Raw genomic sequence first — 26,634 nt, forward strand, 5'->3', positions numbered from 1 at the left:
CGTCATTCCGGGGCGCGCGTCGCGCGAACCCGCAATCCATTCATCCACCGTCTCCGCGGCCCGATGGATTCCGGGCTCGCCGCTCCGCGGCGCCCCGGAATGACGTGCTGAGGGAGCGTCGAAAAACAAAATAATCTTCCCGCCTTCCCCAATGGCGGAGTTCCGCCGCGTCCCTATGTCTTCCCGAGCGTCACCAAGAACGGACCCCGGGCGATGGCACAACGGCAACTCAAGCTTGGCGCGTTCATGCGCCCGATCAGCATCCACACCGGCGCCTGGCGCTATCCCGGGGCCTGGCCGGACGCCAATTTCAACGTCTCGCACATCAAGACGCTGATCCGGAAGCTCGAGGCCGGCAAGTTCGATGCCTTCTTCATGGCCGATCACCTCGCCGTCCTGAACATGCCGATCAACGCGCTCAAGCGCAGCCACACCGTGACCTCGTTCGAGCCGTTCACGCTGCTGTCCGCGCTTTCCGCCGTCACCGAGCGGATCGGCCTGATCGCCACGGGCTCGACCACCTTCGACGAGCCCTACCACGTCGCGCGCCGCTTCGCCTCGCTCGATCACATCAGCGGCGGCCGTGCAGGCTGGAACATCGTCACCACGTCGAACCCGGACGCCGCACTCAATTTCGGCCTCGACGATCACATGGACCACGCCGAGCGCTACAAGCGTGCCCGCGAATTCTACGACGTCGTCACCGGCCTCTGGGATTCCTTCGCCGACGATGCCTTCGTGCGAGACGTCGAGAGCGGCCTGTTCTTCGATCCCGCGAAGATGCACACGCTCGACCACAAGGGCAGATACCTGAAGGTGCGCGGTCCTCTCAACATCGCCCGGCCCGTGCAGGGCTGGCCGGTGATCGTGCAGGCCGGCGCATCCGAAGACGGCAAGCAGCTCGCGGCCGAGACCGCAGAAGCCGTGTTCACCGGCGGCGGCAGCCTCGCCGACGGACAAAAGCTCTATGCCGACATCAAAGGCCGCATGGCGAAAGCCGGCCGCGATCCCGAGCACCTGAAGATCCTGCCCGGCGCCTTCGTGGTGGTCGGCGACAGCGTCGATGAAGCCAGGGAGAAGCGCGCGCTTCTCGACAGCCGCGTGCATTACGACAGCGCCATCGCCTCGCTCTCGGTCATCCTCGGCACCGATGCCTCCGGCTTCGATCCCGACGGCCCCCTCCCCGACATCCCCGAGACCAATGCCAGCAAGAGCGGCCGCCAGCGCATGGTCGATCTCGCCGCGCGAGAAAAGCTCACCGTGCGCCAGCTCGCCCAGCGAGTCGGCGGCTATGGCGGGCTGTCCTTCGTCGGCACGGCCAAGACGATCGCCGACCAGATGGAGGAATGGCTGGTCGGGCGCGGCTCGGACGGCTTCAACATCATGTTCCCGTTCCTGCCCGCCGGCCTCGACGATTTCGTCGACAAGGTCGTCCCCGAACTGCAGCGCCGGGGGATTTTCCGGAAAGAGTATGAAGGGCCCACTTTGAGGGAGAATCTGGGCCTGCCGCGGCCGAAAAACCGGTTCTTCGAGGCCTGATCGGGCCGATTTGGGTGGTTTTCGGGGTGTAAAACCTTGACATCAGGCGGTTTCTGGCTAGGTTGCCGGCCAACGCGGGCCGTTTGGCCGGCTCCAGATTCCCCGATATTCTGAGGTTCAGAACATGGCCAAAGCGGTCACCATCAAGGTCAAGCTCGTGTCCTCGGCCGACACCGGCTTCTACTACGTCGCCAAGAAGAACTCGCGCACCATGACCGACAAGCTGGTCAAGAAGAAGTACGATCCGGTTGCGCGCAAGCACGTCGAATTCCGCGAAGCCAAGATCAAGTAAGATCGCGGGACGTTGAAGACTTTGACGGGGCCCTTGCGGCCCCGTTTTCATTTTCGGCCTGCCCTGCATCGCGACATCTGGCGTTTGCACGGGGGCTGCGTCTTCCGCTGCCCGTCCCGGCGAAGGTGAATGTCGCGGCGTCGCGACCAGTGCTCACCTGCCGAACCGCGTCGCCCGATGTCGACCATGGGCCAGAAACGGGTTGACGCAGATCAAAGTGACCTTGGTCGCACGCGGCAAACTTGCTGACCATGCAGACTGCGGGGCCAAAGACCTCACCTCACCTTGAGCGGACGGCGTGGGAGTGGATCTGGAAATCCGCCATATCCGGGCTCAGCGGCAGCACTGCTTCGACCGCGCTGATGTACTTCAAGGCAAAGGCCGGAATCCTGCCATCGTTCCAGCCGTTCGAGAACTTCCAGGTGGCAGCAGCGGACTTGATCGGGCACGACATTCATCCGCAAGTTCTTTGGCTGGCCTCGTTCTTCAACGGGTCGACTGCGGTCGGCCTCGTCTTCGGCTATCTCTATCGATACTTGCCAGGACGCAGCGGTGCCTCGAAGGGGATGGTTTTCGGGCTTTGCGGCTGGCTGGTGATGAATGTGTTCGCATTTCCGCTGGTCGGCCTCGGCCCGTTTGCAACCGCCATCGGACTAGATCTTTGGCCGGCCGCATTCTCGTTGGCGATGCTCTCGACCTATAGCGTTACGATGGGATTGATTTACGGTCTGCTGGAGCGATCCGAAAAAAGGCTTTAGCGGCTCGCCCGCGAGCTTTTTGACCAATTGTCTGCTGTCCGGGATCATGGAAGGCCAACTTGCGTCGCATCAAGCGGCGACCTGTGAGGGTCGACTACCTGGCGACAGATCGCTTGGAGGCATTGGCGATGCTGCCATTTACTCAGCAGCAATTTCTTGCGGTGTTCTCGGACTACAACGAAGCCATCTGGCCGAGCCAGATTCTGGCCTACCTGCTCGGCGGCGCGGCCGTTCTCCTGCTATTCTGGCAAACGGCGAGATCGAATCGCGCGATCGCGGTTGTACTCGCGGCGATGTGGATATGGACCGGCGTTCTCTATCACGGGATCTGGTTCTCCCAGATCAACAAGACTGCATATCTCTTCGCCATGCTGTTCGTGATCGAGGGCGGTGGCCTCCTCCTGGCGGGTGCATACGCAAATCAGCTGCGCTTCGGCTTCCGCCGCGATGCTGCAGCCTTCGTCGGAGCGTCACTGGTCGGCTATGCTGCGATTGTCTATCCATTGATCGGTATGGCCACAGGTCACCACTATCCTGCGGTTCCGGTATTTGGCGTCACGCCGTGCCCGGTTGCGATCTTCACGTTCGGCATGCTCCTGTTGACCATTGGTCCGGTGCCGCGCTGGCTTCTTGTTGTTCCCGTCATCTGGTCCTTGATCGGCGGCAGCGCCGCCATACTGCTCGCCGTGCCGCAGGATTGGCTCTTGCTGGTGAGTGGGCTCGTCGCCGCTCCTCTCATCGCTAGTCGTCGCGTCGATGTACGGACGGCGTGAACATGAAGTCCGCTTCGGGTCGACAAGCGGACGATCCCGGCCAAGCCGCGTGGCGTCCGCTCTAACTCCCGTCCATGACGAATACGTTCACGCGCTCCGCCTACGCGGTCCGCAGCACCGGCGCCGGCGGCCGCGACGGCCTGATCAGGGCGAACGCGACCTGGACGATGCCGCCGGCCAGACCCAGCGCCACGCCGATCCGCCAGGCCATGGTGTAGGAGCCGAGCGTGTCGTAGATCACGCCGCCGCCATAGGCGCCGAGGAAGCTGCCGATCTGATGGCTCATGAAGGCGAGGCCCTGGATCATTGCCTGCCAGCGCAGGCCGAACATCTCGGCGACGGCGCCTGCGACCAACGGGCCGACGCCCATCCACAAAAAGCCCATGATGGCGCCGAACAGCAGCGTCGAGAACGGGCTCGCCGGCAGCATGAAGTACCAGGCGAGCGCGATCGAGCGCAGGATGTAGATCGCCCCCAGCAGCGCCAGCTTGTTCCAGCGTTGGCCGGCCCAGCCGAAGAACAGCGAGCCCAGCACGTTGAAGCCGCCGATCATCCCGAGGGTCTGAGCGCTGAGCATGGGATCGAGGCCGCAGATCGCGAGGTAGGACGGCAGATGCGTGGTGAGGAACACGAGCTGCATGCCGCAGACGAGATAGGCGCAAGTCATCACCACGAAGGAGGCATTGCCGAATGCGGTCCTCGCGGCCGCCGCAGCCGTGGCGTCGTCGATCTCGTCGGCGGCCGGCTTCGGCAGCGGGATCTGGTCGACGCGCCCGGCATACCAGGCAGCGGGGATCATCAGCACCGACATGATGACGAAGCCGGCAAGGCCGATGCGCCAGCCGAAGCCCTCGTTGAGCATCTGCCCGATCGGCGCCGACAAGAGCGCGCCGAGCGACCCCGCGCCGGAGACGATGCCGAGCACGGTGGAGCGCACCGTTTCGGGCACCGCGCGCGCCGCCACCGACATCGCGATCGCCGCCGCGGTGCAGGCCATCGAGGTGCCGATCAGCATGCCGCCGCCGATCATCACGCTGGTGAGCCCGCTGGCGGTCGCCATCAGCGCGAGCCCTGCGATGTACATCAGCGACCCCACGATCATGATGGGGCGGAAGCCGTAGCGCACCGTCATCGCGCCGGCGAGCGGCTGAAGAAAGCCCCAGGCGAGGTTCTGCACGGCGAGCGCCAGCGTGAAATCGGACACCGAGATATGGATGTCCTGCGTCAAGGGCTGCAAGAATATGCCGAGGCTCTGCCGCAGCCCCATGCTCAGCGTCAGCATGATGGAGGCGCCGATCAGGATCGGCAGTGTCGGGCGCAGCACCTGCAACAGGGGCATTTTCTTCTCCCTCATGGGCACGGCGCAAACGCCGACGTCTGCTTTTGCCGCTGATTTTGGTTACACAGACCTGTTTACTTAGGCTATGATTGTGGGGTGCTGTCAAGCCAACAGGACGTCGGCCGCCGCATGGCTCCCCCGCCCCCACAACAGACGATGAAGGAGCGGATCCTCGCGACCGCGGACAAGCTGTTCTATCTGCGAGGCATTCGCGCGATCGGCGTCGACACCATCGCGGCCGAGATCGGCATCTCCAAACGCACGCTGTACAACCACTTCCCCTCCAAGGACGCACTGATCGCGGCGTATCTGGAGCGCCGCTTCGTCGCTCAGCGCCCCTCCGACAAGCCGCCGGCCGAGCAGATCCTCGCAACGTTCGATTCGCTGGAGCGGCGCTTTGCGGCCAAGGATTTTCGCGGCTGCCCGTTCGTGAACGCGGTGGCCGAGCTGGGACCTGCCGACCACGCCGTGAAGAAGATCGCGATCGCCTTCAAGGAAAGCCGGCGCCTCTGGTTTCGCGATCGGTTGAACGAGCTCGGCGTTGCCGATCCGGAGGGGCTCGCGACGCAGCTCGTGCTGCTCGTGGATGGCTCCATCGCGCAGGACCTCGTCCGCGATGATCCCGCGATGGCCCGCGCGGCGAAGGAAGCGGCGAAGGTGCTGCTGCGCAATGCCGGGGTGGATGTGGGGGGTGATGCGAAGCTGGCGGCGTCAGGCAAACGCACACCGCACTGAACACTGTTGCCGCATTATTCGATGTCATCACCCGCGAAAGCGGGTGACCCGGTATTCCAGAGACAGTGAGGCTAGAACCGAGAAGCTGCGGCGTACTGGATTCCCCGCTTTCGCGGGGAATGACAGCGGAGTTTGCAGGGCCGTCTCGATGCTACCAACATGCTCCTGTTTTGCCCGACAAGTCAAACAGGCGTGCGACCCGCGCATACCTCTTTGCCACCCGCATAAGTCCTTGATCAGACTTGCGTCGTCTACTGTGCATGGGGTTGTTTTCGCAGTTTCGGGGCGCGGCGGCCTCACGCCGCCTGCGACACCACGCGATTGCGGCCGTCGTGCTTGGCGCGATAGAGCGCCGTGTCGGCGCGCTTGAGGACGTCGGCGACCGCCTCGCCCTTCCGCTCCAGCGTGGTGAGGCCGATCGAGATCGTGACCTCGATGCGCTTGGTGCCCTTGTGGATCGCGAACGGCTCGCCCGCGATCGAGCGGCGCAGGCGCTCGGCGACCATGCCGGCGACGTGGAGATCGGTCTCCGGCATCACGATGACGAACTCCTCCCCGCCGTAGCGGCAGGCGAGGTCAATGCCGCGGATCGACTTCCGCACCCGCACCGCGAACTCGCGCAGCACGTCGTCGCCGGCATCGTGGCCGTAATTGTCGTTGATCGCCTTGAAGTAGTCGATGTCCAGGATCATCAGCGCCAGCGGCTTGCCACGGGTCGCGGCCTGCTCGGCGAGCGTTGCCAGATGGCTCTCCATGTAGCGGCGATTGTGCAGCCCGGTCAGCGCATCGGTGATCGCCATCTCGATCGAGTTCTGCACGTTGTCGCGCAGATGATCGGTGTAGCGGCGGCGGCGGATCTGGGTGCGGGCACGCGCCAGCAGCTCGATCTTGTCGATGGGGCGCAGCAGATAGTCGTTGACCCCGATCTCGAGGCCGCGGAGCAGCCGCGTCGAATTCTCGGGGTCGGCGATCGCCAGGATCGGCACATGCCGCGTGCGCTCCAGGGAGCGCGCCTGGCTACAGAGCCTGAGGCCGTCGAAATTGTTGAGGTCCAGCGACACGATCAGGAGGTCGTAATTGCCCTCTGCGGCGTGGAACAACGCTTCCGTCGGGTTCGGCTCGACATCGATGGTGTGCTCGGCGGCGAGGATCGTCGCCAGCCGCTCGTAGGAGGACTCGCGGTCATCGACCAGCAGGATTCGGCCGCCCTTGCCGGTGTCGGCCACGGCGCTGCGTTCGGGTGCCTGCATGCCGATCTCGAGCGAGGTGATGGCGCGCATGCGCAGCTCGTCGGTCATCATCTTCAGCCGCGTCAGCGAGCGCACGCGCGCGATCAGCACGACGTCGGAGACGGGTTTCGTCAGGAAGTCGTCGGCGCCCGCCTCCAGCCCGCGATTGCGGTCGGCGGGGCTGTCGAGCGCGGTGACCATCACGACCGGAATGTGATGCGTTGCCGGATCGGTCTTCAGGCGGCGGCAAACCTCGAAACCGTCCATGTCGGGCATCATCACGTCGAGCAGGATGATGTCGCATTCGGCGCGCCGGCTGAGCGCCAGCGCCTCGGTGCCGTTCGAGGCGGTCATCACGTCGAAATATTCGGCGGACAGGCGGGCTTCGAGGAGTTTGACGTTGGCAGGAACGTCATCAACGACCAGGATACGCGCGGACACTTTGAACTCACTTCCTATCCGATAAAACGCCGGACCGTCTCAATGAATTTGCCGACCGAGATCGGCTTGGACAAATAGGCTTCGCAGCCGCCCTCGCGGATGCGCTCTTCGTCGCCCTTCATCGCGAACGCCGTGACCGCGACGACGGGAATGGCGCGCAGCTCCGGATCGTCCTTGATCCAGCGCGTCACCTCAAGGCCGGAGACCTGCGGCAACTGGATATCCATCAGCACGAGGTCGGGCCGCATCTTGCGAACGAGATCGAGCGCCTCGTAGCCGTTGCTGGTGCCGGAGGTCTGGTAGCCGTGCGCCTCCAACAGGTCGCGGAAGAGCTTCATGTTGAGCTCGTTGTCTTCCACGATCAGGACGGTCTTAGCCATCCCGTCCTCCTGATTGGCACGAAGCCGGATACATGTGACGCCTCAGGCGCCGCTTTCCGGCGCTTCGAAAACTGGATTCAAACTAGCCTCAGATTCGCTCTAGTTTCGTTAAAGCCGAGGGCCCACTTTCTGCGATGTGGTTTCCAGTTGCTTGCCCCGGATCGCAAGACTCAGGCACGAGACTCGGGCATGATGCAAAGTAGACACCGAAAGTTAACGGAAAGGCAAACCGGGCCCGTGAAAAAGCCTGTTCACAACCCCCGCGAAGTCGCTGAAATCGTTGCGATTCAGGCGCTGTCCTTCGTCGCGAGCGAGCCGGAGCGGCTGGGCCTGTTCCTGGCCGAGACAGGTGTGGGCCCGGAGACCCTCCGGAACGCCGCCGCGGACCCGAATTTCCTCCTCAGCGTGCTCGATTTCGTGTTGCGCGATGACGCCACTGTGAAGGCCTTTGCCGGCACTGCGGAACTGCATCCGACCAACGTTGCCGCAGCGCGGCAGGTCCTGGGCGACGCGCTCGGGGACCGGACCTGGGAGCGCGACGTGCCGTGAGCGTCCCCGACCCGGCCGGGCCCCGCTGCTTCTGCCGGGATTGTCTGGCCGATCTGGACATGGGCGTGCGCCGCTGTTCCGCCTGCGGATCCCCTCGCCTCGTCCGCCACCGCGCGCTAGCAGGCCTGACCATCGCCCATATCGACTGCGACGCCTTCTATGCCACGGTCGAGAAGCGCGACAATCCTGACATCGCCGACAAGCCCGTCATCATCGGCGGCGGCAAGCGCGGCGTGGTGTCGGCTGCCTGCTATATCGCCCGCACTTATGGCGTGCGCTCTGCCATGCCGATGTACAAGGCGCTGGACGCCTGCCCGCATGCGACCGTGATCAGGCCGGACATGGCCAAATATGTCCGCGTCGGCCGCGAGGTGCGGCAGGCCATGCAGGCGCTGACGCCGCTGGTCGAGCCGCTGTCGATCGACGAGGCCTTTCTCGACCTCTCCGGCACCGAACGGGTGCACGGCATGATCCCCGCAAAGGTGCTGGCGCGCTTTGCCCGCGAGGTCGAACGCGACATCGGCATCAGCGTCTCGGTCGGCCTGTCCTGCAACAAGTTCCTCGCCAAGATCGCCTCCGACCTCGACAAGCCCCGCGGCTTTGCCGCACTCGACCAGGAGGAAGCCCTTACGATGCTGGCTTCGAGGCCGGTCGGCTTCATCTTCGGTGTTGGCCCCGCAACGCAGGAGCGCCTGGGCCAGCGCGGCTTCCGCGTCATCGCCGACCTGCAGAAGGCCGACGAGATCGAGATGATGCGACAATTTCCGAGCGACGGCCGCCGGCTGTGGCGGCTCGCGCGCGGCATCGACGACCGCCGCGTCGAGCCAGACCGGGGCGCCAAGACCATTTCCAGCGAGACCACCTTCGAGACCGACATCCGCGATTTCGCGACGCTGGAGAAGATCCTGTGGCGGCTGTGCGAGAAGACCTCGTCGCGGCTGAAGAGCAGCGAGCTCGGCGGCTCGACCGTCACGCTGAAGCTGAAGACCGCCGATTTCCGCCAGCGCACCCGCTCGCAATCGATCGCGGCGCCGACCCAGCTTGCCGCGAAGATCTTCGCGATCTGCCGCGAGATGCTGGCGAAAGAGATCGACGGCACCGCCTTCCGCCTGATGGGCGCCGGCGTCAGCGCGCTGCGCGAGGGCTCGCCCGCCGACGACACCGACATGCTCGACCGCCGCGCCGCCCACGCCGAGCGCGCGGTGGATAGTCTGCGCAAGAAGTTCGGCAGCGCCGCGGTGATCCGCGGCATTGCGTATGAAGGGCCGGAGAAGGCGCAGGAGTGATCGCCGGTCGGCCCGCGCTCTTCGTCACAGCCTGCTCAGCCGGGCCCGCAATTGATCATCCGTTTCGTGGACGAGATCGAGCAGGCCGCGATAGGGATCCCCTGCGATCTCGAGCACGGCGGCGAAGGCTGGCTCCGTCTTGACGCCCTGCGATCTCAGCCGAGCGACGGCGCTGCGCAGGCGACCATCGTCGAGCGCCAGCAGCCTCCTTTCGATCTCGAAGTGCAACCATCCCGGCTGTTCGTCGACCGGTCGCTGCGCTCCGAAGACCTCGAACGGCCACCCGCCCCATGCGAAGCGGGCAACCAATGGACGCCCCGCAGACGTCCACTGATGGAGCTGGAAATCATCGCAGGAATGGTATCGCCGCCAAATCGTCTCGGCAAAGCCGTCGGGATCAAAGGCGTGGCAGACGATATCCACGTCGCTGCCCGACACGGCAAGTCCAAGGGGCAGTGTGCCGACCACGCGCGGGTCGAACGCACGAAGCGACTCCAATACCCCTGAGCTTTCAATCGCAGCTTCGTAGTCCATTGCGGTTCGTATGGCACCGATTACTGTCGCTGGATCGCGAAGTCATCCGCGGAAAGGCAACGCGCCATGGCAGGTGAGCTCGATCTCAACGCCTTGCTGAAGAATATGAATCCGGACCTGTATCCGGACCTCTTCGTGTTCTGCACCGTTCCACACGATGAGCGCCTTCCCGCCGACATCCGCCCGCTGCTGACGTTCCGCGAGCATGAAGGCACGACTCTCGTGACGCGGCGTGAGGATGCCGAGCGCGCAGGACTGCGCTACACGTTCACATCCCGCCTGATCACCCTGACGGTTCACTCCGCACTCGATGCGGTGGGCTTTCTGGCGGCAGTCACGTCACGTCTGGCCAACGCCGGCATCAGCGTGAATGCCGTTTCGGCCTTCTATCACGATCACCTGCTTGTGCCGGCGGACAGGGCCGACGAGGCGATGGCCGTCCTGCAAGAGATGGCCAAAGCCAGGTCGGCGTAGCCCCGGTTCAATCAGTGACCGCGATCGCCTCGATCTCGATCAGCCATTCCGGCGCGGCGAGCGCGGAGACGCCGACGAGCGTCGAGGCCGGCGGCTCCATGCCCTCGAAGAAGGCGGAGCGGGCCTTGCCGATGATCGGGCGCAGCTCCGGCTTGTAGTTCACGACGAACGTCGTGATCTTGACGATGTTGGCGTAGGTCGCCCCCGCCGCCTTCAGGGCGTGGCCGAGATTCTGCATCACCTGCGTCGTCTGCGCGGCAATATCGCCCTCGCCGACAATCCGCCCCTCCTCGTCCACCGACACCTGGCCGGAGATGTAGATGGTCCGCGCGCCGGAAGCGGTCACGACGTGGGAATAGGCGGGATTGTGATGAAGGCCGCTGGGGCGGAGATGATCGAGCTTGGGCATGAGCTGCCTCCCGGAGTTTGTGGTTCGCAGGAAGCGTAGCTGGAGACGGTGTTGAGGGCTAGATGCAACGAACCCTCAATTGCAGGGCTTGCTGTCCTTCACGTCAAACTTGCCCATCGAACCCGAGATCACGAAATCGTTGTAATCGAGCACGAGTTGGCGGGAGACGCCGTTCTCGTAGAGTTCGAACGACATCGCATAGACCGGCGTCTGCTCGCCTTCCTTCTGCTGGGCGTCGCGATCGAAATAGCTGACGGTGACCGGCCAGCGCTTGAGCGACTTCATGTGCTCGTCCGCTGTCGATGGATCGGCCGAGGTGGCACGGTCGGCGGGGATCGGCTGCCCGATCACGGTCAGCGTGTTGTAGACCTTCTGGCCGTCGTCGGAGCCGTCATAGACGGAAAGCTCGAGCAGCGACTTGCCATCCCTGGCGGCGGCGATGATGCGCTGGATCTGCTCGGTCGGGAACACGATCTTGCCGTCGAGGGTGAAACTCTTCGGCGCCGGCAGCTTCAGCTTGACGTTGATGTGGTCGCCGTCGCGCTCGGCCGAGCCATCGACGCGGCCGGCATCCGCCTCGTTCATGCGCGTCTCGATCTTGAAGCGGTAGCTCTTTCCCCCGGCGTCCTCCCATGAATTGGAGCGGAGATCGCTCAGCGTGACCTTGCCCTCGCCGCTGTCGAGCTCGGACACCTGGCGGAATTCCGAGGTATAGCCCTCGCAGGCGTTCCCCGTGAAATTGTAGAGGATGCGGCCGCGGGCTCTGTTGACCGAATTGGAGCGCGATTTGACGAGGCTGAGGTCATAGAGCGCCTGGTGCGCGAGGAATGGACCGTTGGCGGCCAGCGCCCCGTCGCCGGGGCCGAAAGCGGCCGCCGCGAGCGCCATCACACCGAGCGAAGTCCGGAAAAGGTGCACCATGTCTGTTCCCTGAGGAAAGCGCAGATTCGACATTTTAATGACCGTTCCATTGCGTCGCAACTGAGGCCGTTTCACGTAAAGTTGCCGCTTCGCGTTGAACCTGTTGCTCTGCCTCGACAAAACGCCGACCCCGGTTGCTTGCATGTAACGGCACGATGGGCGAAACAGGGCGCGCCCGGCCTTCAAACGCGCCGGGGCAATGATTTTGGACAACGAGGTCGGACATGGCGGGCACGGTCGAGCAAAAACTGGCGGAACAGGGCATCAAGCTGCATGAGGCCCCCACCCCGGTCGCAAATTACGTCCCGTTCGTGCGCACCGGCAATCTGCTGTTCGTCTCCGGCCAGGTCTGCTTCGATCCCGCCGGCAAGCTGATCGCCAAGGGCAAGCTCGGTGCCGGCGTCTCCATCGAGGAGGGTGCGGCGGCCGCGCGCGGCTGCGCCGTCAACCTGTTGGCGCAGGTGAAGGCGGCGCTAGGCGACCTCGACAAGGTCGTGCGCGTGGTGCGCCTCGGCGGCTTCATCAACTCGGCGCCGGATTTCCTGGACGGGCCGAAGGTTCTCAACGGCGCCTCCGACCTGATGGTCGCCGCCTTCGGCGACAAGGGCCGCCATGCCCGGACCACCGTCGGGGTCGCCTCGCTGCCCGCGGATGCGGCGGTCGAGGTCGAAGGCGTCTTCGAGGTCGCCTGACGCGCATGCGTGCTCCGGATTGGCTGACAGTTCGGCCGGTCGCCCATCGCGGCCTGCATGACATTTCGCGCGGCATCGTCGAGAACATGCCGGGCGCAGTGCAGGCTGCGATTGCAGGCAATTTCTCGATCGAGGTCGACATCCAGCTCTCGGCCGACGGCGAGGCCATGGTGCATCACGACCATGCCCTCGGCCGCCTCACCGAGGCCACCGGCGACGTCATCGCAATGACCGCGGCTGAGCTGAAAGCGGTCAAGTTCAAGGACACCGACGAGCGGATGATGTCGCTGTCCGACCTCTGTGCCCTGGTCGGAGGCCGGGTGCCGCTGGTGATCGAGGTGAAGAGCCATTTCCGCGGCGACCGCAAGCTGGTGAAGCGGATGGCCGAGGTGCTGGCATCCTATGACGGACCGGCCGTCGGTATGTCCTTCGATCCCGACCAGGTGCTGGCGCTGCGCGAATTGCTGCCCTCCCGTGCGCGCGGTATCGTCGCGCAGCGGACCTATGAGGACGATTATTGGGCTGACCTGACGCAGGAGCAGCGCGACAGCATGCTGTACCTGCGCCATGGCTTCCGGACCCAGCCGCATTTCGTCGCCTTCAAGGTCGATCACCTCCCAGCCCCCGCCCCCTGGATCGCCCGTAACGTCTTCGGCTGCGCCCTGCTCGGCTGGACCGTGCGGACACCCGAGCAGCGGACGCGGGTCGGGCAGTATGCGGATCAGATGATCTTCGAGGGGTTCGTGCCGTAGGGTACCGCCGCTGCGCGCTGCGATGCGTCCGGGGCACGAGAGAGCTCGGTTCCCACCTCTTGAAGTCGCTGCTGCAATGCACGATCTTGGGCGCAATGGCATCATCGGAAATTACGCTCGAGGCCGTACCGTCCATCGGCGAAGTCTCGCCCGAGGATTGGGACGCCTGCGCCTTTCCCGGCAAGGCTTGCAATGGGAATGACGGGGGAACCTCATCCGCCGGTCCAGGCAATTCCCTCGGCCTCTTAAATGCCGCCTATAACCCGTTCGTCTCGCACGCATTTCTTTCCGCCATCGAGACATCGGGTTCGGCAACGATCCGCACCGGCTGGGGGCCGCGGCATCTGGTGGCCAAGCTCGACGGCCGCGTCGCCGGCGTCGTGCCCTGCTATCTGAAATCGCACTCGCAGGGCGAATATGTCTTCGACCGCGGCTGGGCGGATGCCTATGAGCGCGCTGGCGGGCGCTACTACCCGAAGCTCCAGGTCTCGGTGCCCTTCACGCCGGCCACGGGGCCGCGGCTTCTGGTCCGCGACGGCGTCGATCGCGAGCGCATCATGGAGGCGCTGGCGAGCGGGCTGGTGGCACTGTGCGGGGTCAGCAAGGCTTCCTCGGTCCATGTCACCTTCGCGCGCGAGGCGGAATGGAAGCTGCTCGCCGAGCACGGCTTCCTCCAGCGCACCGACCAGCAGTTCCACTGGCACAACGAGGGCTTTGCGAATTTCGACGACTTCCTGGCGACGCTGAACTCGCGCCACCGCAAGTCGATCAAGCGCGAGCGGCGCGATGCCCTCGCCGCCGGGATCACCATCCACTGGCTGACGGGCAAGGACATCACCGAGGACGCCTGGGACGCCTTCTTCGCGTTCTACATGGAGACCGGCTCGCGCAAATGGGGCCGGCCGTATCTGACGCGCGAATTCTTCTCGCTGATCGGCGAGACCATGAGCGATGACGTGCTGCTGGTGATGGCACGCCGTAACGATCGCTGGATCGCGGGCGCGATCAACTTCATCGGCTCGGACACGCTGTTCGGCCGCAACTGGGGCGCCGTCGAGCATCATCCGTTCCTGCATTTCGAAGTCTGCTACTATCAGGCGATCGATTTCGCGATCCAACGCGGCCTCAAGCATGTCGAGGCCGGCGCGCAGGGCGAGCACAAGATCGCGCGGGGCTACCTGCCGCAGACCACCCATTCCGCCCATTTCATCGCCGATCCCGGCCTGCGCCGCGCCATCGACGATTACCTCAAGCGCGAGCGCGCCTACGTCGCCGAAGCCGGACGCGAGCTTGCCGAGCTCGGCCCGTTCCGCAAAGGCGCGGACGAGGCGCCTTGACGCCTTGCCACGGCTGGTGACAGTAAGCGCAAAATCTCGAGGAGCCGCCGAGGAGCTGCCAATGACCGCCTACGACACCAACAACATCTTCGCGAAGATCCTGCGCGGCGAACTGCCCTGCTACAAGGTGTACGAGGACGAGCACGTCCTCGCCTTCCTCGACATCATGCCACGCGTGCCAGGCCACACCTTGGTGATCCCGAAGGCACCTGCGCGCAACATCCTCGACATCAAGCCGGATGACTACGCCCATGTCGCCCGCGGCGCGCACAGGATCGCGGCCGCCGCGATGAAGGCATTCAACGCCGACGGCATCACCGTGCAGCAGTTCAACGAGCCCGCCGGCGGACAGGTGGTGTTTCACCTGCACATGCATGTGATGCCGCGCCACGACGGCGTCGCCATGCTGCCGCCGGCGAGCCGCAAGGAAGACGCCAAAGTGCTGGAAGAGCACGCGGCCAAGCTGATCGCGGTGTTGAAGAGCTGATCGTCATTCCCAGGCGCGACGAAGTCGCGAGCCCGGAATCCATTTCACCACCGTGTCTGCCGCCCGATGGATTCTCAGGTGCGCAATTGCGCACCATAGCTCGTGCCTACGGCACGCCCCGGAATAACGGAGAAAATCACTCCGTCTCGAAATCGCCCCGCTGCGGCGCTGCCAGCGGCGTGAACTCGCAGCGGTCAGGCTTGACATCGATCAGCGGCGTGTTGTCGAGGCAATCGAGCCCGCGCACCAGGATCGCATTGCCCTCGATTCCGACCAGCTTCACGATCGAGGTGCCGATCGGGTTGGGCCGCACCGGCGAGCGCAGCGAGAACGTGCCGCGGGTCTTCTCGTTGTTCTTCGGGCTTTGCAGGATGATGTCGCGGCGCGACTGGTCGAGCCAGTAGAGCACCTCGAGATTGCTGTAGAAATCGACGCCCTTGATCGCCGGCACGAACGGCTCGAAGATCTCGAGCCGGCATATCGGGCCGTCCTGACGCCCCTGCCGCGGCGTCTCCAGCCGTGACGTCCAGGGCGTGCGGATGCGGCCGATGAAGACGAGGCCGGCATCTTGCGTCGGCGGCAGCTCGATGGCGATCTCGCCGTCGCGGAGCTCCTGTTCGCGAGCCATATGTCCTATTCCTTGCTGTTCGCCCGCGATTTTAGCCCAACCACCACTTGCCGACCAGCATGAAGACTTCGCCCGTGACAACGCCCGCGAAGATCGAGCGGCGGGTCAGCAGGAAGACGACGAGCCCGGCACCGACCGCGCCATAGCGCAGAACATCAGGCACGCTGGCGAGCGCGCCCGGCGGCTCGACCACGATCTGGGCGATGACGCCGGCCAGGATGGCGGTCGCGACCGCCCGCACCCAGACCAGGAGCTCGGAGCCCTCGTCGATGCCGCCGCCGAACCACAGCCCCAGCATGCGCCAGATCTGGTTGGGAACGACGCCGGCGACGAACAGCACGGCGAGCGCATGCCAATCGCCGATGAGCTGCGCAATGCTCATGCCCGCACCTCGCGCCACCAATGCACGCCGTAGGCGACGGTGCCGGCGACGACGCCGCTGACGAGGATATCGAGACCGGAGTTCAACTTCGCGGCCAGCGGATAGAGCAAGATCCCGAGCGTCAGCGCGACGACGTCGGCGAGCTCGCGGCTGTTGCGCGCGGTCGAGAACAGGAAGGAGAGCGGCGTCAACAGCAGGATCGCCGCTCCAAGCGTCTGGGTCAGATTGGCGGCGAGGAAATAGCCGACCGTGTTGGCGACGAGGCACACCGACACGAGACCACAGCCGAGCCCGTGGACGAAGGCGATACGCCGCTCCCGCGGTACAAGCGGCAGAAAGCGGTGGCATTCGACCCACAGGGTCACCGCCGTCAGATGCGCGGCGAAGACCAGCTCACGCCGTTTCGTCGTCGGCGTGCGCATCAAGGGCAGCACCGAGACCACCATCGGAAACAGGCGGATGGCACTCACCGTCACCGCGATCGCGGACTGGATGATGGTCGCGCCCGAGCCGAGCGTCGTGATGAGAATGATCTGCGCGGGACCGGCCCAGACGAACAGGGTCGAGGCGAGCGCCCAGACCAGGCTGAAATGCGTGTCGTGGGCGAGCGCGCCGATGCCGAGATAGGTCACGAACAGCACGATGGTGAGGATCGTCTGCGAGATCGAGCGCAGTCCCCACGCAAAGGCGCGCCAGGGACTTTGCCATTCGGGTGAATCGAGTGGAGGGAGCGCCACGGGAAGTCTGGCCGGGTGAGGAATCGTGCCCGCATAACGGGCGATCGACTAGCTTGCGTCAAGGAAGCCGGCGGCGGAGCTGGCATGCGTGACGCACTCATCGCCGTCATTCCGGGGCGCGACGAAGTCGCGAGCCCGGAATCCATTGGGCCGCAGAGACTGCCGTGTGATGGATTCCGGGCTCGCGCCCAAAAGGGCGCGCCCCGGAATGACGAGGGGAGACGCGCCCCTACCCGCTCATACCGCGGTTCTTCAACACGAAGCAGGCGCCGCCCGCCTTGCGGATGCGACTGCACAGATCATCGGCCTCGGCTCGCGTATCCGTGCCGATGCGGACCTGGTAAAACGCCCGCGTGCCGCGGCTGCGCATCACCGAGCTTAGCAGGCTCGGATCGCGCTCGCCGATCACGGTGCTCAGTTTCGTGACGGCGCGGGAATACATCGCCAGCGCCCTGTTGCGGTCGAAGCCGGCCGCGAGCTGCACCCCCCAGCTCTTTGCGGCGGCAAGCTCCACATGCTGCTCGAGCTCGGCGACGAATGGGTTCGGCGCGCGCTTGAGCAACGCCACCAGATCGCGGCAGCTCGTCGGCGGTGAACTCGGCGGCTCCTTGCCGGTGCTGCCGGCCTTGGCCCAGGCATCTACGCTCGTGCCCGTGATGGCGAAGACGTAGTTGCGGGTCTGCTCGGGCATCGGTCCGGTGCCGGCGAGCCATTCCTGCACGCGCCGCGGGCCGGCATTGTAGGCGGCCGCCGCGAGGCCGAGATTGCCGAACTGATTACGCAACTCGTTGAGAAACTCCGCGGACTTCGGCAGTGCCTGAACCGGACTGAAGGGATCAAGCAGTCCGCGCTCGCTCGCGGTGCCCGGCATGAACTGTGCGATCCCCTGCGCGCGCTGGCCGTTGCGCGTCACCGGCCCGACCGCGTCGGACTGGAAACGGCTTTCCTGCCAGATCACGCGGGCGAAGAACTCCAACGGCAGATTGGCGTCGCGCGCGGCTGCTTCGATGATCAGGCAGAGCGACTCCCGCGTGTCGCTCTCGCGAGCGTCTGCGGGCTTCTCCGCCGGCTTGGCCGTCTCCTCAGGCTTGGGGGGCGCGACCGGAGGCGGCGCCTCCTCCGCCAGCCCCGGCGCCAGCATGAGGGCCTGGCACAAGACGGCGATAACCCGAGCTATTCGCATGGCATTGACGCAATCTGACAAAACGAACCTTGACTTGGAACCCCAGCCAACTAGCAACAAGCGACAGTATCAACGCAGGCCCGCCCGGATGGTGACAATCTTTTTTGATCTCGACGGCACGCTGACCGATCCCAAGCCGGGGATCACGCGATCCATCCAATACGCGCTGGAGCGGCTCAACCAGCCTGTCCCGAGCGAGGACGAGCTGACCTGGTGCATCGGGCCGCCGCTGCATGCCAGCCTGAAAAAGCTCACCGGAACCGACGAACTCGCAGACCGCGCGCTGCTGCTCTATCGGGAGCGCTTCAGCGACATCGGCTTGTTCGAGAACGAAGCCTATGCCGGTATCATGGACACCCTGACGAGACTTGCCGCGACATCACCGCGCATGTTCGTCGCCACCAGCAAGCCCGCCGTCTATGCCACCCGCATCGTCGATCATTTCGGCCTGAAGCCGTATTTCGAGCGCGTGTTCGGCTCCGAGCTCGACGGCACGCGCGTCGACAAGCGCGACCTGCTCCGCTATGCGCTCGACGAGGCCGGGGTTGATCCGGACACCGCTGTCATGATCGGCGACCGCAGCCATGACGTGGTCGGAGCCAGGACCAACGGCATGACCGCCATCGGCGTGCTCTATGGCTATGGCAGCGAGGACGAGCTGCGTGATGCCGGCGCGCATCACATCTGCGCCGCACATCCCGAGCTGCTCGGCCACTGTGCCGCTTAGGCGCTGACGGTCTCGACCGCCGCCAGCATGCCGGTCTTCGGATGGCAGTTCAGATATTCAAAGAACTGCTCGTCGGCGGCGGCCACAGTGACCTCGTGATACAGGCGCAGCCTGGCTGAGGGTCCAAGCGTCGAGAGATATTTCATCGCTGCACCGAAGATCCTGACGTGGGTCGGATGCGACTCCGCCCAGCGTTCGAGTGCCGCGAGGCTCTTCCACCAGCTCTGGCCGTAGGACTTTTCGCTCGCCCTGCCGTCATCCGCGAGCACGCGCATGTAGCGGTTGGCATAGCAGCCGATGGCGAGACCATCGTCGCGCAGGAAATCCATGCCTTCACGCAGAATCGGCTCGACGTCGTCGAGGTAGAGTTTTCGTTCCGACGTCTCGGTATCGCTCCAATCCTGCCCGGAGCGGATCAGGCGGAGATTGTCATGCGCCTTCACGCGAAGGCGCGCGCCGTCGCGGATCAGCACGGGCGCGCCGCCGGGCATCATCGCGTCGATCTGCGACAGCGCGATGCGGTCGCGCATGCCGCCCCAATAAGCATGCTCCTGCACCTCGCCGCTGATGCCGTCCGCAATGACGGCGATACCCTCGGGCCGGTCGGGCGAGGAGAATAGCGTCTCGTGCCGCGCTACAAGAGGACGCAGCACCTCGATGAAGGTGCCGACACCTTCACGCGCTTTGCCGGTCCAGGCCTCGCGCGCCGCCGCAAACCAGGCATCGAAGCGCGCGTGGTCGTCCCAATAGGCAACCGTGACGATGGTCTCATAGCCAGACTGGTCTACATAATGCGCGCGGTCCCAGTGCGAAGGACCGCCCTCGCCCGCCAGCAGCCCTGTGATTTCCGTCAGCGCCTCCGGCGGCGTCTCACCGCGATACTGGACGCCGAAATAGGCCATCACGACCCGGCTCACGGCCGGCTTGTAGCGCGCCACGAAGGACGGATATGGCGGCTGGTAATCGTCAGGCACGCGCTTGTGACGCGTGCGCGCAGTTTCGAGATGAACGGGAATTGCGGATTCCATGGCGATGCCTCCCTGCGGCGTTCAGCTTGCCGCCGCTGCGATCTCCATGGGCTCGACGCTGTCGACCGGCAGCGCGAACTGCTCGACGCGCTGGTACCGCTTCTTGTTGAGCAGAAGCCGCGTCACGTCGGGCCGCGAATAATGCCCGGCCGGATCTGCCGCGTTCTTGGCAACGCCGATGGCGCCGAGATCGATTTCGGCGATCAGCAAACCCTCCTGGTCCGGCGCCAGCTTCTCGCCGATCTGGCTGCCATCGGGGCCGTAGATGGCGGCGAAGCCGCCGCCGGCATGCAGCAGCGCATGCTTGTCCGGCCGATCGCAGAGTTCGTCGATCATTGCCTGCGACACCGTCGCGCAAGGCGCCAGCACGAAGCAGGAGCCCTCCACCGCATAGACCCGCGAGGCGGCGTTGTTGACTTCGGCGCCTAGCGCCGGCGCGAAGGGATCATAGAGCGAGAAGCTCGGCCAGGCCGCGACATGGACCTGCTCGTTCTGGGCATACATTGCGTATTTCGACAGCGGCTGGAGGTGCTCCCAGCAGCACAGCGCGCCGAGACGGCCAATGTCAGGCCTCGCATGCACGGCGAGATCGCTGCCGTCGCCTTCGCCATAGACGGTACGCTCGGCATGGGTCGGCCGGAGCTTGCGGCGCTTTGCGATGGTCTCGCCATCAGGGCCGATCAGCCATTGCGCGAGATAGAGGCTGCCGCCGTCGCGCTCGGACAGGCCGAGCACGGCGGTGAGCTTTGCCTTGCGGACGGCCTCGCGCAGCCTTTCAGCCTGCGGGCTGTCGTAGGACAGCGAATTGTCGAAATAGCGCTGCACGAAGCCGCGGCCGATGGCCCAGGCCGGCGAGTCCATCCAGATGTGCCAGGGATAGCCGGGGATGAACGCCTCCGGAAAGGCGATCAGCTTGGCGCCCTTTTCCGCAGCCTCCCTGATCAGCGCGATCGACTTGTCGATCGAGGCGTCGAGGTCCAGCCAGGCCGGCGCCGCCTGCACTACCGCGACCTTGTATTTCGGATGTTCGATGCCCATTCCCGCCTCCATTGCCGGTTGATCGGAAACCACGTCCGATGCAGTCTATTTGGCCGAGCCGGGCGGCCGGGCGCTCGACCACGGCGGAACAAAAACTCGACTGCCGGAGATGGCCGATCCGGTATGGGATTTGCCTCCGGTCAAGCTCGATCTGCGCCAAAGTACGGTTTTGCTGGATGAAGGGAGGCTCTCAGATGCCAATCCAGTTCACCACCGACGGCAGCCCCGGCTATCGGCGGCTCGCCCTCTGGCAGGACATCGTCTGCGACGTCTTCGTCGGACTCGACTGCAAGTCCGATCTCGGCAGCGCGTTTCGCGGCTCGGTCACGCAGGCTTCGCTCGGCAGGGCCGCATGCTCCGAGGTCTGCTCGGACCGCCAGCACGTGTTTCGCACCCCCTCGCGCATCGCGCGCTCGGACCAGGATTTCGTCCTGGTCGCGCTCGGCAATCGCGGCGACGGCGGCGTGGTGCAGGACGGCCGCGAGACCGTGATCCACCCCGGCGAGTTCGCGCTCTATGACACCACCCGGCCCTATGAGCTGGAGTTCAACGAAGCCTTCACGCAGACCATCTTCAAGGTGCCGCGCCAGATGTTGCAGCGCCGGCTCGGCGGCACCGAGACGCTGACAGCGACGACGTTCGGGGCCGACGCACCGCTCGAGCGGCTCGTCTATGATTTCATCTTTCGCCTCTGCCAGAACGCGGACGGGCTGGCGCCGGACAACGCCGCCACGCTGTCGGAACAGGCGGTCGATCTGCTCGCCATGGCATTGAGCGAGCGGCTCGGCAAGACATCGCTGCCGTCCTCGACCCACCGCTCGGCCCTGCTCTACCGATTAAAGGCGCACATCCGCGCGCATCTCTCCGACCCCGATCTCTCGCTGGCGGAGACCGCGGCCGCGCTCGGCATCTCGGCGCGCTACGTCAACGACCTTCTCGCCGACGAGGACACCTCGTTCCAGCGCTATGTTCTTGCCGAACGCCTCGCCCGATGCCGGCGCGATCTCGCCTCGCCCGTGCTCGCCCATCGCCATATCAGCGAGATCGCCTTTGCCTGGGGCTTCAACGATCTCTCGCATTTCGGCCGCGTCTTCCGCGAGCATTTCGGAATGTCGCCACGCGATTTCCGGCAGAGCCAGTTGCGGCATTGATCGGTCAGTGGGAGCGTCCTGGCGCCCTCTGGCACGAAGGCGGATGCTGCGATGCAACGCGCCTCGCACCTCGGGACATCACGCGGCCGAGCGCCCTCCATTTGCAGAATTCCGATAGGAAAGCTTACGAGCCGTTCAGTTTCGGTGCCTAAATTGAAGAGGTTCGTCCACAAAGCTTTGCCGGAATGCCGCATGTCCCTTTTCGCCAGTGCCAACCGCAAGCGCTCGATCGCCGCACTGAAGGTATCCAATGCCGCGCCGGACCAGCTGACGGCGTTGCAACCCCGCGACGAGGCTCTGGCGACATACATCGAGGCTTTGACCGAAGGCAATTTCCTCGCACCCGACTGCGGCGGAGACGATCGCCTGTCCAAGGCCGTCTCGAAGCTCGCGGCGAGATTGGCCGGCGATGCCTCGAACAAGCTCGACGCCATCGTGGATCTCAACGTCCAGAGCAATGAAACCGCGATTTCCGCAGCCCGGATGCTCACCGCCTGCGGGGAGGTCGACCAACGCACGCAAGCCCTCGCCGCCGCCAGCGAAGAGATGGTCGCTTCGGTGGGCCAGATCCGATCCAATGCCGAGGATGCGGCTGCAAGCGCCGCCCAGATGAAGGTCGGCGCCGAACAGGGAATGTCTACCGTCCGGCTCGCCTCGAGGGCGATGGAGCGGGTCGAGGCGACTGCGAACGACGCGTCGGACAAGATCCTGGCCCTCAGCGCGGCGTCCGAAGAAATCGGCGCCATCGTCGGCTCGATCGATGCGATCGCGAGGCAAACCAACCTTCTGGCGCTGAACGCGACGATCGAAGCCGCACGCGCCGGCGAAGCTGGACGTGGCTTTGCCGTGGTCGCCTCGGAGGTCAAGGGACTGTCGCAACAGACCGGCAAGGCGACCGAGGACATTCGCGAGCGGATACAACGCCTGAGAGATGAGATCGAACTCATCGTGACCGCCATGGCCGGCTGCAAGTCAGCGGCTGCCGAGAGCAAGGGCGTCGTTACGCGGCTGGGCGAGGAGATGTCCAGCGTCGAAGCTCGGACGGCCACCCTGACGGACGGCATGGACGAGATCGCCAATATCCTCAATCAGCAAACCGAGGCCTCCCGCGAAGTGGCCGAAGGCATCGCGGCGATTGCGCGTATGACGCTGGCGAACGTCGATCAGATCAAAAGCATCTCCTCTCAGCTCGACGTCTCCCAGGGGATCGCTGGCAGGCAACTTCAGGACATTGCCGGCCTGTCCTTCGACAACAAGATTCCGCGGCTCGCCAAGGCGGACCACGTCATTTGGAAGAAGCGCCTCGCAGACATGGCGATCGGCCGCGTGACGCTGAAAGCCGACGAACTCGCAGATCATCATTCCTGCCGATTGGGCAAATGGTACTACGGCGATGGATCTCTGACGATGCGCAGTCATCGGGCGTTCGGACCGCTCGAAAAGCCGCACGCCCTCGTTCACGACCACGGAAAACGGGCTGCCAAGCTCTTCGCGGACGGCGACCTCGCCGGCGCTCTCAGGGAAATCGCGCTCGTCGAAGAGGCGTCCGCGGACGTGCTCAGGCTTCTTGACGACCTTAGTCGCTGAGGTCCGGCTGCGCACGGCGATCACGGCCTTAAGCCTGCAAATCACAACGGCGTAACGCGTCGACTGAACGCAGGGCCGCCATGTGCGCGCGCGATGGTCCGGGCTGAATCCCTGCGCTACCATCGGACATCAGAAGCGCACGCACCAACCAGCGCCAAGGAGCATATCGATGGAATACCGACGCTTGGGCCGGTCAGGCCTCATGGTGCCCGCTCTGAGCCTTGGCACCGGCACCTTCGGCGGCGTCGGCCGCCTTGCCGCCTGGGGCGCGACGGACGCGACCGAAGCGCGGCGCCTTCTGGACATCTGCCTCGAAGCCGGCGTGTCGATGTTCGACACCGCGAATGTCTATTCTCTCGGCGAGTCCGAGCGGGTGCTCGGCGAAGCGATCAAGGGCCGCCGCGACAAGGTTCTGATCTCGACCAAGGCGACGTTCCGCTTCGGTGACGGCCCCAACGACATCGGCTCTTCGCGGCAGCATTTGCTCGCGGCCATCGACGGCTCGCTGAGCCGGCTCGGCACCGATTACATCGACCTGTTCCAGCTCCATGGCTTCGATGCCTTCACGCCGCCTGAAGAGGTGCTTGGCACGCTCGATATGCTCGTGCGCGCCGGCAAGATCCGCTACGTCGGCATCTCGAATTTCTCGGGCTGGCACCTCATGAAGTCGCTTGCCGTCGCCGACAAGCACGGCTTTCCGCGCTACGTCGCCAACCAGACTTACTACTCGCTGATCGGGCGCGACTACGAATGGGAGCTGATGCCGCTGGGGCTCGACCAGGGGCTAGGTGCCGTCGTCTGGTCGCCGCTCGGATGGGGGCGCCTCACCGGAAAAATCCGCCGCGGTCAGCCGAAGCCGGAAGTCAGCCGACTGCCCAAGACGGCCGAGTTCGGACCGCCCGTTCCGGACGAGCATGTCTACCGCGTCGTCGATGCGATCGATGAGATCGCCAAGGAAACAGGCAAGAGCGTCTCGCAGATCGCGCTGAACTGGCTGCTCCAGCGTCCGACGGTCTCGACGCTGATCATCGGCGCGCGCAACGAGGCCCAGCTGCGCGAAAACCTCGGTGCGGTCGGCTGGTCGCTGACCAAGGACCAGGTCGCAAAGCTCGATGCCGCGAGCACGGTGACGCTGCCCTATCCCTATTGGCACCAACGCGTGACCTTCACCGAGCGGAATCCGCCGGCGGTGTAGGACACTTGAGCTGCATCAAGCCCGCTTGCGTCGGCCGTGGCATCCTGCTGCCATTGCGGGGCCCGACGGGAGTGCGCGATGAACAAGTTCGCGCCAGCGCTGCTGGCCGTCGGCGCTCTCTGGAGCACAGCAGGTCAAGCCCTGGACGCCGAACAGCGGCGCGCTGAAGCATTGCTGCAACGGATGTGCGCGCAATGCCACGCCGTCGGCACGACGGGCAAGAGCCGGAACGAGCTGGCACCGCCTTTCCGGAACCTCGGCGAGAACAAACTCTACGACCCCGACTTCATGCAGCGCCTCCAGGACGGCTACAGCAGCATCCACCGCTCCATGCCAACGGCTCGATTCGGCCGAGACGACGCCGAGGCCGTAGTAAGCTATCTCAAGGCGATTCAGGAACCACGGAAGCCGAAATAGGGCGGAAATCGCCCAGGCTTTGGCTGGAACCATCCCGGGTCGGACCAGGTTGCGGACCAGCAACCGCGTCTCGAGCAAACACGCTTCACGATGTCATCGACCACAAGTGAGCACGCCGACGGCCTGCCGCAGCCGCAGCGCAACCAGGCGGTGCTCACCATTGCGCTCGGCATCATCATGGCGGTGGTCGACAGCGCCATCGCCAATGTCGCGCTGCCGACGATCGCGGCCGACCTCGATGCGAGTCCGGCCTTCTCGATCTGGATCGTCAACGGATATCAGCTCGCGATCACGATCTCGCTGCTGCCGCTGGCCTCGCTCGGCGAGATCGTCGGCTACCGCCGGGTCTATCTGGTCGGGCTGGCGCTGTTCACGCTAGCATCCGCCTTGTGCGCGCTGGCGCACACGCTGCCGCTGCTGACGGCCGCGCGCATCATCCAGGGTTTTGGCGCGGCGGGCATCATGAGCGTCAACGCCGCGCTGGTGCGCTTCACCTATCCACGCAACCAACTCGGCCGCGGCATCGGGCTCAACGCTTTGGTCGTTGCCTTCTCGGCCGCAGTCGGCCCGACGCTGGCCGCAGGCATCCTCGCGGTCGGGAGCTGGCCGTGGCTGTTCGCCATCAACGTGCCGCTCGGCGCGGCGACGCTCGTGCTGGGCTTGCGCAGCCTCCCTCACACGGAGCCCGCGGCCCGTTCCTTCGACTGGCAGAGCGCAGGCCTGTCCGCGATCACCTTCGGTGTCGGCATCGCCGCGATCGACAGCGTCGGTCACGGTCAGCCAGCGCTCATATGCCTCATCCAGTTCGCGGTCGCGCTCGCTGCCGGCGCGTTGCTGGTCCATCGCGAAACCCACATGAGCTCGCCGCTGCTGCCGATGGACCTGTTGCGCATCCCCGTGTTCGCGCTGTCGATTGCGACCTCGATCGCATCGTTCTGCGGGCAGATGCTGGCCTTCGTGGCGATACCCTTCTATTTCCAAAGCCGCTTCGGCTATTCGGCCGTGGAGATGGGCCTCTTGATCACACCCTGGCCGATCGCGGTGGCTTTCGCAGCGCCACTCGCCGGCCGCCTCATCGAGCACTATCCGGCCGGACTGCTCGGCGGCATCGGGCTCACGCTGTTCGCCTGCGGGCTTGCCGCGCTCGCCTTCCTGCCCGCAAGCCCGACACCGTTCGATGTGATCTGGCGGATGGCGCTCGCCGGCGCCGGCTTCGGCCTGTTCCAGACGCCCAACAACCGCACCATGATCGCAGCCGCCCCGCGCGAGCGTGCCGGCGGCGCCAGCGGCATGCTGGGCACGGCGCGCCTGCTCGGCCAGACCACCGGCGCCGCCCTCGTGGCACTGCTGCTTGGACGGTATCCGGTTGAGGGGACCAGGCTGGCGCTGCTCGCAGGCGTCGGGTTTGCGCTCTGCGGCGCACTACTGAGCCTGCTGCGGCTGTCGCCGGCGGGCGCGCGCGGCGCCGAGCACGTTCGCGTGCAGGACGACCAGCGCCTGAGAGGCGACTAGCGAGGTCCGCGCCGAGCTTCCGACCGCTTCCATGCAACCTGTGCGTGGCTTAACTATCAGGACCAATGACGTATTGCTCTCCCGTTACGGTTGCGCATCATAGACGCCGGGACAAGGGGGCT

Annotated in this window: 30 protein-coding genes; 18 read left to right on the top strand and 12 right to left on the bottom strand. The window is 65.1% G+C overall.

The window, feature by feature from the left end:
- Window positions 1-213: 213 nt before the first annotated feature.
- The 4 genes from ACYCVF_RS30215 (at window position 214) to ACYCVF_RS30230 (ending at window position 3,362) form a co-directional block, all read left to right on the top strand.
- Entirely contained in the window at window positions 214-1,539 is a 1,326-nt protein-coding gene (locus ACYCVF_RS30215; protein ID WP_459595229.1) for an LLM class flavin-dependent oxidoreductase, read from the top strand.
- Between the two features lie 124 nt (window positions 1,540-1,663).
- A complete protein-coding gene (gene rpmG / locus ACYCVF_RS30220; protein WP_007603295.1) occupies window positions 1,664-1,831 on the top strand; it encodes a 50S ribosomal protein L33 in 168 nt (55 codons plus the stop codon).
- Window positions 1,832-2,082: 251 nt separating this feature from the next.
- Window positions 2,083-2,589, top strand: coding sequence for a DUF6789 family protein (locus ACYCVF_RS30225; protein ID WP_459596428.1), 507 nt, complete (start codon window positions 2,083-2,085; stop codon window positions 2,587-2,589).
- 59 nt (window positions 2,590-2,648) lie between these two features.
- Window positions 2,649-3,362, top strand: a complete 714-nt coding sequence (locus tag ACYCVF_RS30230; RefSeq protein WP_459595228.1) for a DUF6064 family protein — start codon at window positions 2,649-2,651, stop codon at window positions 3,360-3,362.
- 100 nt (window positions 3,363-3,462) lie between these two features.
- Here ACYCVF_RS30230 and ACYCVF_RS30235 read toward each other — a convergent pair whose 3' ends face one another.
- Window positions 3,463-4,701: an MFS transporter gene (locus ACYCVF_RS30235; protein ID WP_459595227.1), complete on the bottom strand. Its 1,239-nt coding sequence runs from the start codon at window positions 4,699-4,701 to the stop codon at window positions 3,463-3,465.
- A gap of 129 nt (window positions 4,702-4,830) precedes the next feature.
- Here ACYCVF_RS30235 and ACYCVF_RS30240 point away from each other — a divergent pair, with 129 nt between their 5' ends.
- Window positions 4,831-5,436 carry a TetR/AcrR family transcriptional regulator gene (locus ACYCVF_RS30240; RefSeq protein ID WP_459596427.1) on the top strand — a complete coding sequence of 202 codons (606 nt, stop codon included), beginning with the start codon at window positions 4,831-4,833 and terminating at the stop codon, window positions 5,434-5,436.
- A 296-nt stretch (window positions 5,437-5,732) separates the two neighbouring features.
- Here the strand turns inward: ACYCVF_RS30240 and ACYCVF_RS30245 are convergent, their stop codons facing one another.
- Both ACYCVF_RS30245 and ACYCVF_RS30250 read right to left on the bottom strand, forming a co-directional pair.
- A complete protein-coding gene (locus ACYCVF_RS30245; protein ID WP_459595226.1) occupies window positions 5,733-7,106 on the bottom strand; it encodes a PleD family two-component system response regulator in 1,374 nt (457 codons plus the stop codon).
- Between the two features lie 14 nt (window positions 7,107-7,120).
- Window positions 7,121-7,486: a response regulator gene (locus ACYCVF_RS30250; RefSeq protein ID WP_008566616.1), complete on the bottom strand. Its 366-nt coding sequence runs from the start codon at window positions 7,484-7,486 to the stop codon at window positions 7,121-7,123.
- 237 nt (window positions 7,487-7,723) lie between these two features.
- Here ACYCVF_RS30250 and ACYCVF_RS30255 point away from each other — a divergent pair, with 237 nt between their 5' ends.
- A complete protein-coding gene (locus tag ACYCVF_RS30255) occupies window positions 7,724-8,035 on the top strand; it encodes a DUF3572 domain-containing protein (protein WP_459596425.1) in 312 nt (103 codons plus the stop codon).
- Window positions 8,032-9,321: a DNA polymerase IV gene (locus ACYCVF_RS30260; protein WP_459595225.1), complete on the top strand. Its 1,290-nt coding sequence runs from the start codon at window positions 8,032-8,034 to the stop codon at window positions 9,319-9,321. Before ACYCVF_RS30255 ends, ACYCVF_RS30260 begins: the two co-directional genes overlap by 4 nt.
- 24 nt (window positions 9,322-9,345) lie before the next feature.
- Here ACYCVF_RS30260 and ACYCVF_RS30265 read toward each other — a convergent pair whose 3' ends face one another.
- Window positions 9,346-9,855 carry a DUF4269 domain-containing protein gene (locus ACYCVF_RS30265; protein WP_459595224.1) on the bottom strand — a complete coding sequence of 170 codons (510 nt, stop codon included), beginning with the start codon at window positions 9,853-9,855 and terminating at the stop codon, window positions 9,346-9,348.
- A gap of 66 nt (window positions 9,856-9,921) precedes the next feature.
- Between ACYCVF_RS30265 and ACYCVF_RS30270 the strand changes: the two genes are divergently transcribed.
- Window positions 9,922-10,329, top strand: coding sequence for an ACT domain-containing protein (locus ACYCVF_RS30270; RefSeq protein WP_459595223.1), 408 nt, complete (start codon window positions 9,922-9,924; stop codon window positions 10,327-10,329).
- A gap of 7 nt (window positions 10,330-10,336) precedes the next feature.
- Here the strand turns inward: ACYCVF_RS30270 and ACYCVF_RS30275 are convergent, their stop codons facing one another.
- Window positions 10,337-10,738 (bottom strand): RidA family protein, encoded by a 402-nt coding sequence (locus tag ACYCVF_RS30275; RefSeq protein WP_131867974.1) that lies wholly within the window; start codon window positions 10,736-10,738, stop codon window positions 10,337-10,339.
- A 75-nt stretch (window positions 10,739-10,813) separates the two neighbouring features.
- On the bottom strand, window positions 10,814-11,659 hold the full coding sequence (locus ACYCVF_RS30280; protein WP_459595222.1) for a cell envelope integrity EipB family protein: 846 nt from the start codon (window positions 11,657-11,659) through the stop codon (window positions 10,814-10,816).
- A gap of 224 nt (window positions 11,660-11,883) precedes the next feature.
- Between ACYCVF_RS30280 and ACYCVF_RS30285 the strand changes: the two genes are divergently transcribed.
- From ACYCVF_RS30285 to ACYCVF_RS30300, 4 genes are all read left to right on the top strand, one after another.
- The gene (locus ACYCVF_RS30285) at window positions 11,884-12,351 is read left to right on the top strand and encodes a RidA family protein (RefSeq protein WP_008130072.1); all 468 of its coding nucleotides are present in this window, start codon (window positions 11,884-11,886) and stop codon (window positions 12,349-12,351) included.
- A 5-nt stretch (window positions 12,352-12,356) separates the two neighbouring features.
- Window positions 12,357-13,103: a glycerophosphodiester phosphodiesterase gene (locus ACYCVF_RS30290; protein WP_459595221.1), complete on the top strand. Its 747-nt coding sequence runs from the start codon at window positions 12,357-12,359 to the stop codon at window positions 13,101-13,103.
- Window positions 13,104-13,198: 95 nt separating this feature from the next.
- Entirely contained in the window at window positions 13,199-14,440 is a 1,242-nt protein-coding gene (locus tag ACYCVF_RS30295; protein ID WP_459595220.1) for a GNAT family N-acetyltransferase, read from the top strand.
- A gap of 61 nt (window positions 14,441-14,501) precedes the next feature.
- Window positions 14,502-14,927 carry an HIT family protein gene (locus tag ACYCVF_RS30300; RefSeq protein WP_459595219.1) on the top strand — a complete coding sequence of 142 codons (426 nt, stop codon included), beginning with the start codon at window positions 14,502-14,504 and terminating at the stop codon, window positions 14,925-14,927.
- 136 nt (window positions 14,928-15,063) lie between these two features.
- Here ACYCVF_RS30300 and tsaA read toward each other — a convergent pair whose 3' ends face one another.
- The 4 genes from tsaA to ACYCVF_RS30320 all read right to left on the bottom strand — a co-directional run bounded on the left by tsaA (window position 15,064) and on the right by ACYCVF_RS30320 (window position 17,815).
- A complete protein-coding gene (tsaA, locus tag ACYCVF_RS30305; RefSeq protein WP_459595218.1) occupies window positions 15,064-15,555 on the bottom strand; it encodes a tRNA (N6-threonylcarbamoyladenosine(37)-N6)-methyltransferase TrmO in 492 nt (163 codons plus the stop codon).
- Window positions 15,556-15,586: 31 nt separating this feature from the next.
- On the bottom strand, window positions 15,587-15,937 hold the full coding sequence (locus ACYCVF_RS30310; protein WP_459595217.1) for an AzlD domain-containing protein: 351 nt from the start codon (window positions 15,935-15,937) through the stop codon (window positions 15,587-15,589).
- Window positions 15,934-16,674 (bottom strand): AzlC family ABC transporter permease, encoded by a 741-nt coding sequence (locus tag ACYCVF_RS30315; RefSeq protein ID WP_459595216.1) that lies wholly within the window; start codon window positions 16,672-16,674, stop codon window positions 15,934-15,936. The genes ACYCVF_RS30310 and ACYCVF_RS30315 overlap by 4 nt, the downstream gene beginning before the upstream one ends.
- A 229-nt stretch (window positions 16,675-16,903) precedes the next feature.
- A complete protein-coding gene (locus tag ACYCVF_RS30320) occupies window positions 16,904-17,815 on the bottom strand; it encodes a transglycosylase SLT domain-containing protein (RefSeq protein ID WP_459595215.1) in 912 nt (303 codons plus the stop codon).
- A 130-nt stretch (window positions 17,816-17,945) separates the two neighbouring features.
- Between ACYCVF_RS30320 and ACYCVF_RS30325 the strand changes: the two genes are divergently transcribed.
- A complete protein-coding gene (locus ACYCVF_RS30325; protein WP_459595214.1) occupies window positions 17,946-18,584 on the top strand; it encodes an HAD family hydrolase in 639 nt (212 codons plus the stop codon).
- On the opposite strand, the gene ACYCVF_RS30330 is transcribed toward ACYCVF_RS30325, so the two are convergent.
- Together ACYCVF_RS30330 and ACYCVF_RS30335 are read right to left on the bottom strand one after the other, a co-directional pair.
- The gene (locus tag ACYCVF_RS30330) at window positions 18,581-19,612 is read right to left on the bottom strand and encodes a phenylacetaldoxime dehydratase family protein (RefSeq protein ID WP_459595213.1); all 1,032 of its coding nucleotides are present in this window, start codon (window positions 19,610-19,612) and stop codon (window positions 18,581-18,583) included. The two genes, ACYCVF_RS30325 and ACYCVF_RS30330, sit on opposite strands and share 4 nt — an antisense overlap.
- A gap of 21 nt (window positions 19,613-19,633) precedes the next feature.
- Window positions 19,634-20,650, bottom strand: a complete 1,017-nt coding sequence (locus tag ACYCVF_RS30335; protein ID WP_459595212.1) for a carbon-nitrogen hydrolase family protein — start codon at window positions 20,648-20,650, stop codon at window positions 19,634-19,636.
- 194 nt (window positions 20,651-20,844) lie between these two features.
- Here ACYCVF_RS30335 and ACYCVF_RS30340 point away from each other — a divergent pair, with 194 nt between their 5' ends.
- The 5 genes from ACYCVF_RS30340 (at window position 20,845) to ACYCVF_RS30360 (ending at window position 26,512) form a co-directional block, all read left to right on the top strand.
- Window positions 20,845-21,801 carry an AraC-like ligand-binding domain-containing protein gene (locus ACYCVF_RS30340; protein ID WP_459595211.1) on the top strand — a complete coding sequence of 319 codons (957 nt, stop codon included), beginning with the start codon at window positions 20,845-20,847 and terminating at the stop codon, window positions 21,799-21,801.
- Window positions 21,802-21,993: 192 nt separating this feature from the next.
- The gene (locus ACYCVF_RS30345; protein WP_459595210.1) at window positions 21,994-23,388 is read left to right on the top strand and encodes a methyl-accepting chemotaxis protein; all 1,395 of its coding nucleotides are present in this window, start codon (window positions 21,994-21,996) and stop codon (window positions 23,386-23,388) included.
- A 169-nt stretch (window positions 23,389-23,557) separates the two neighbouring features.
- Entirely contained in the window at window positions 23,558-24,583 is a 1,026-nt protein-coding gene (locus tag ACYCVF_RS30350; RefSeq protein ID WP_459595209.1) for an aldo/keto reductase, read from the top strand.
- A gap of 78 nt (window positions 24,584-24,661) precedes the next feature.
- Window positions 24,662-25,000 (top strand): c-type cytochrome, encoded by a 339-nt coding sequence (locus tag ACYCVF_RS30355; protein ID WP_459595208.1) that lies wholly within the window; start codon window positions 24,662-24,664, stop codon window positions 24,998-25,000.
- A gap of 90 nt (window positions 25,001-25,090) precedes the next feature.
- Window positions 25,091-26,512 (top strand): MFS transporter, encoded by a 1,422-nt coding sequence (locus ACYCVF_RS30360; protein ID WP_459606456.1) that lies wholly within the window; start codon window positions 25,091-25,093, stop codon window positions 26,510-26,512.
- The last annotated feature ends 122 nt before the right edge of the window (window positions 26,513-26,634 follow it).

This window comes from Bradyrhizobium cedriense (assembly GCF_054602315.1).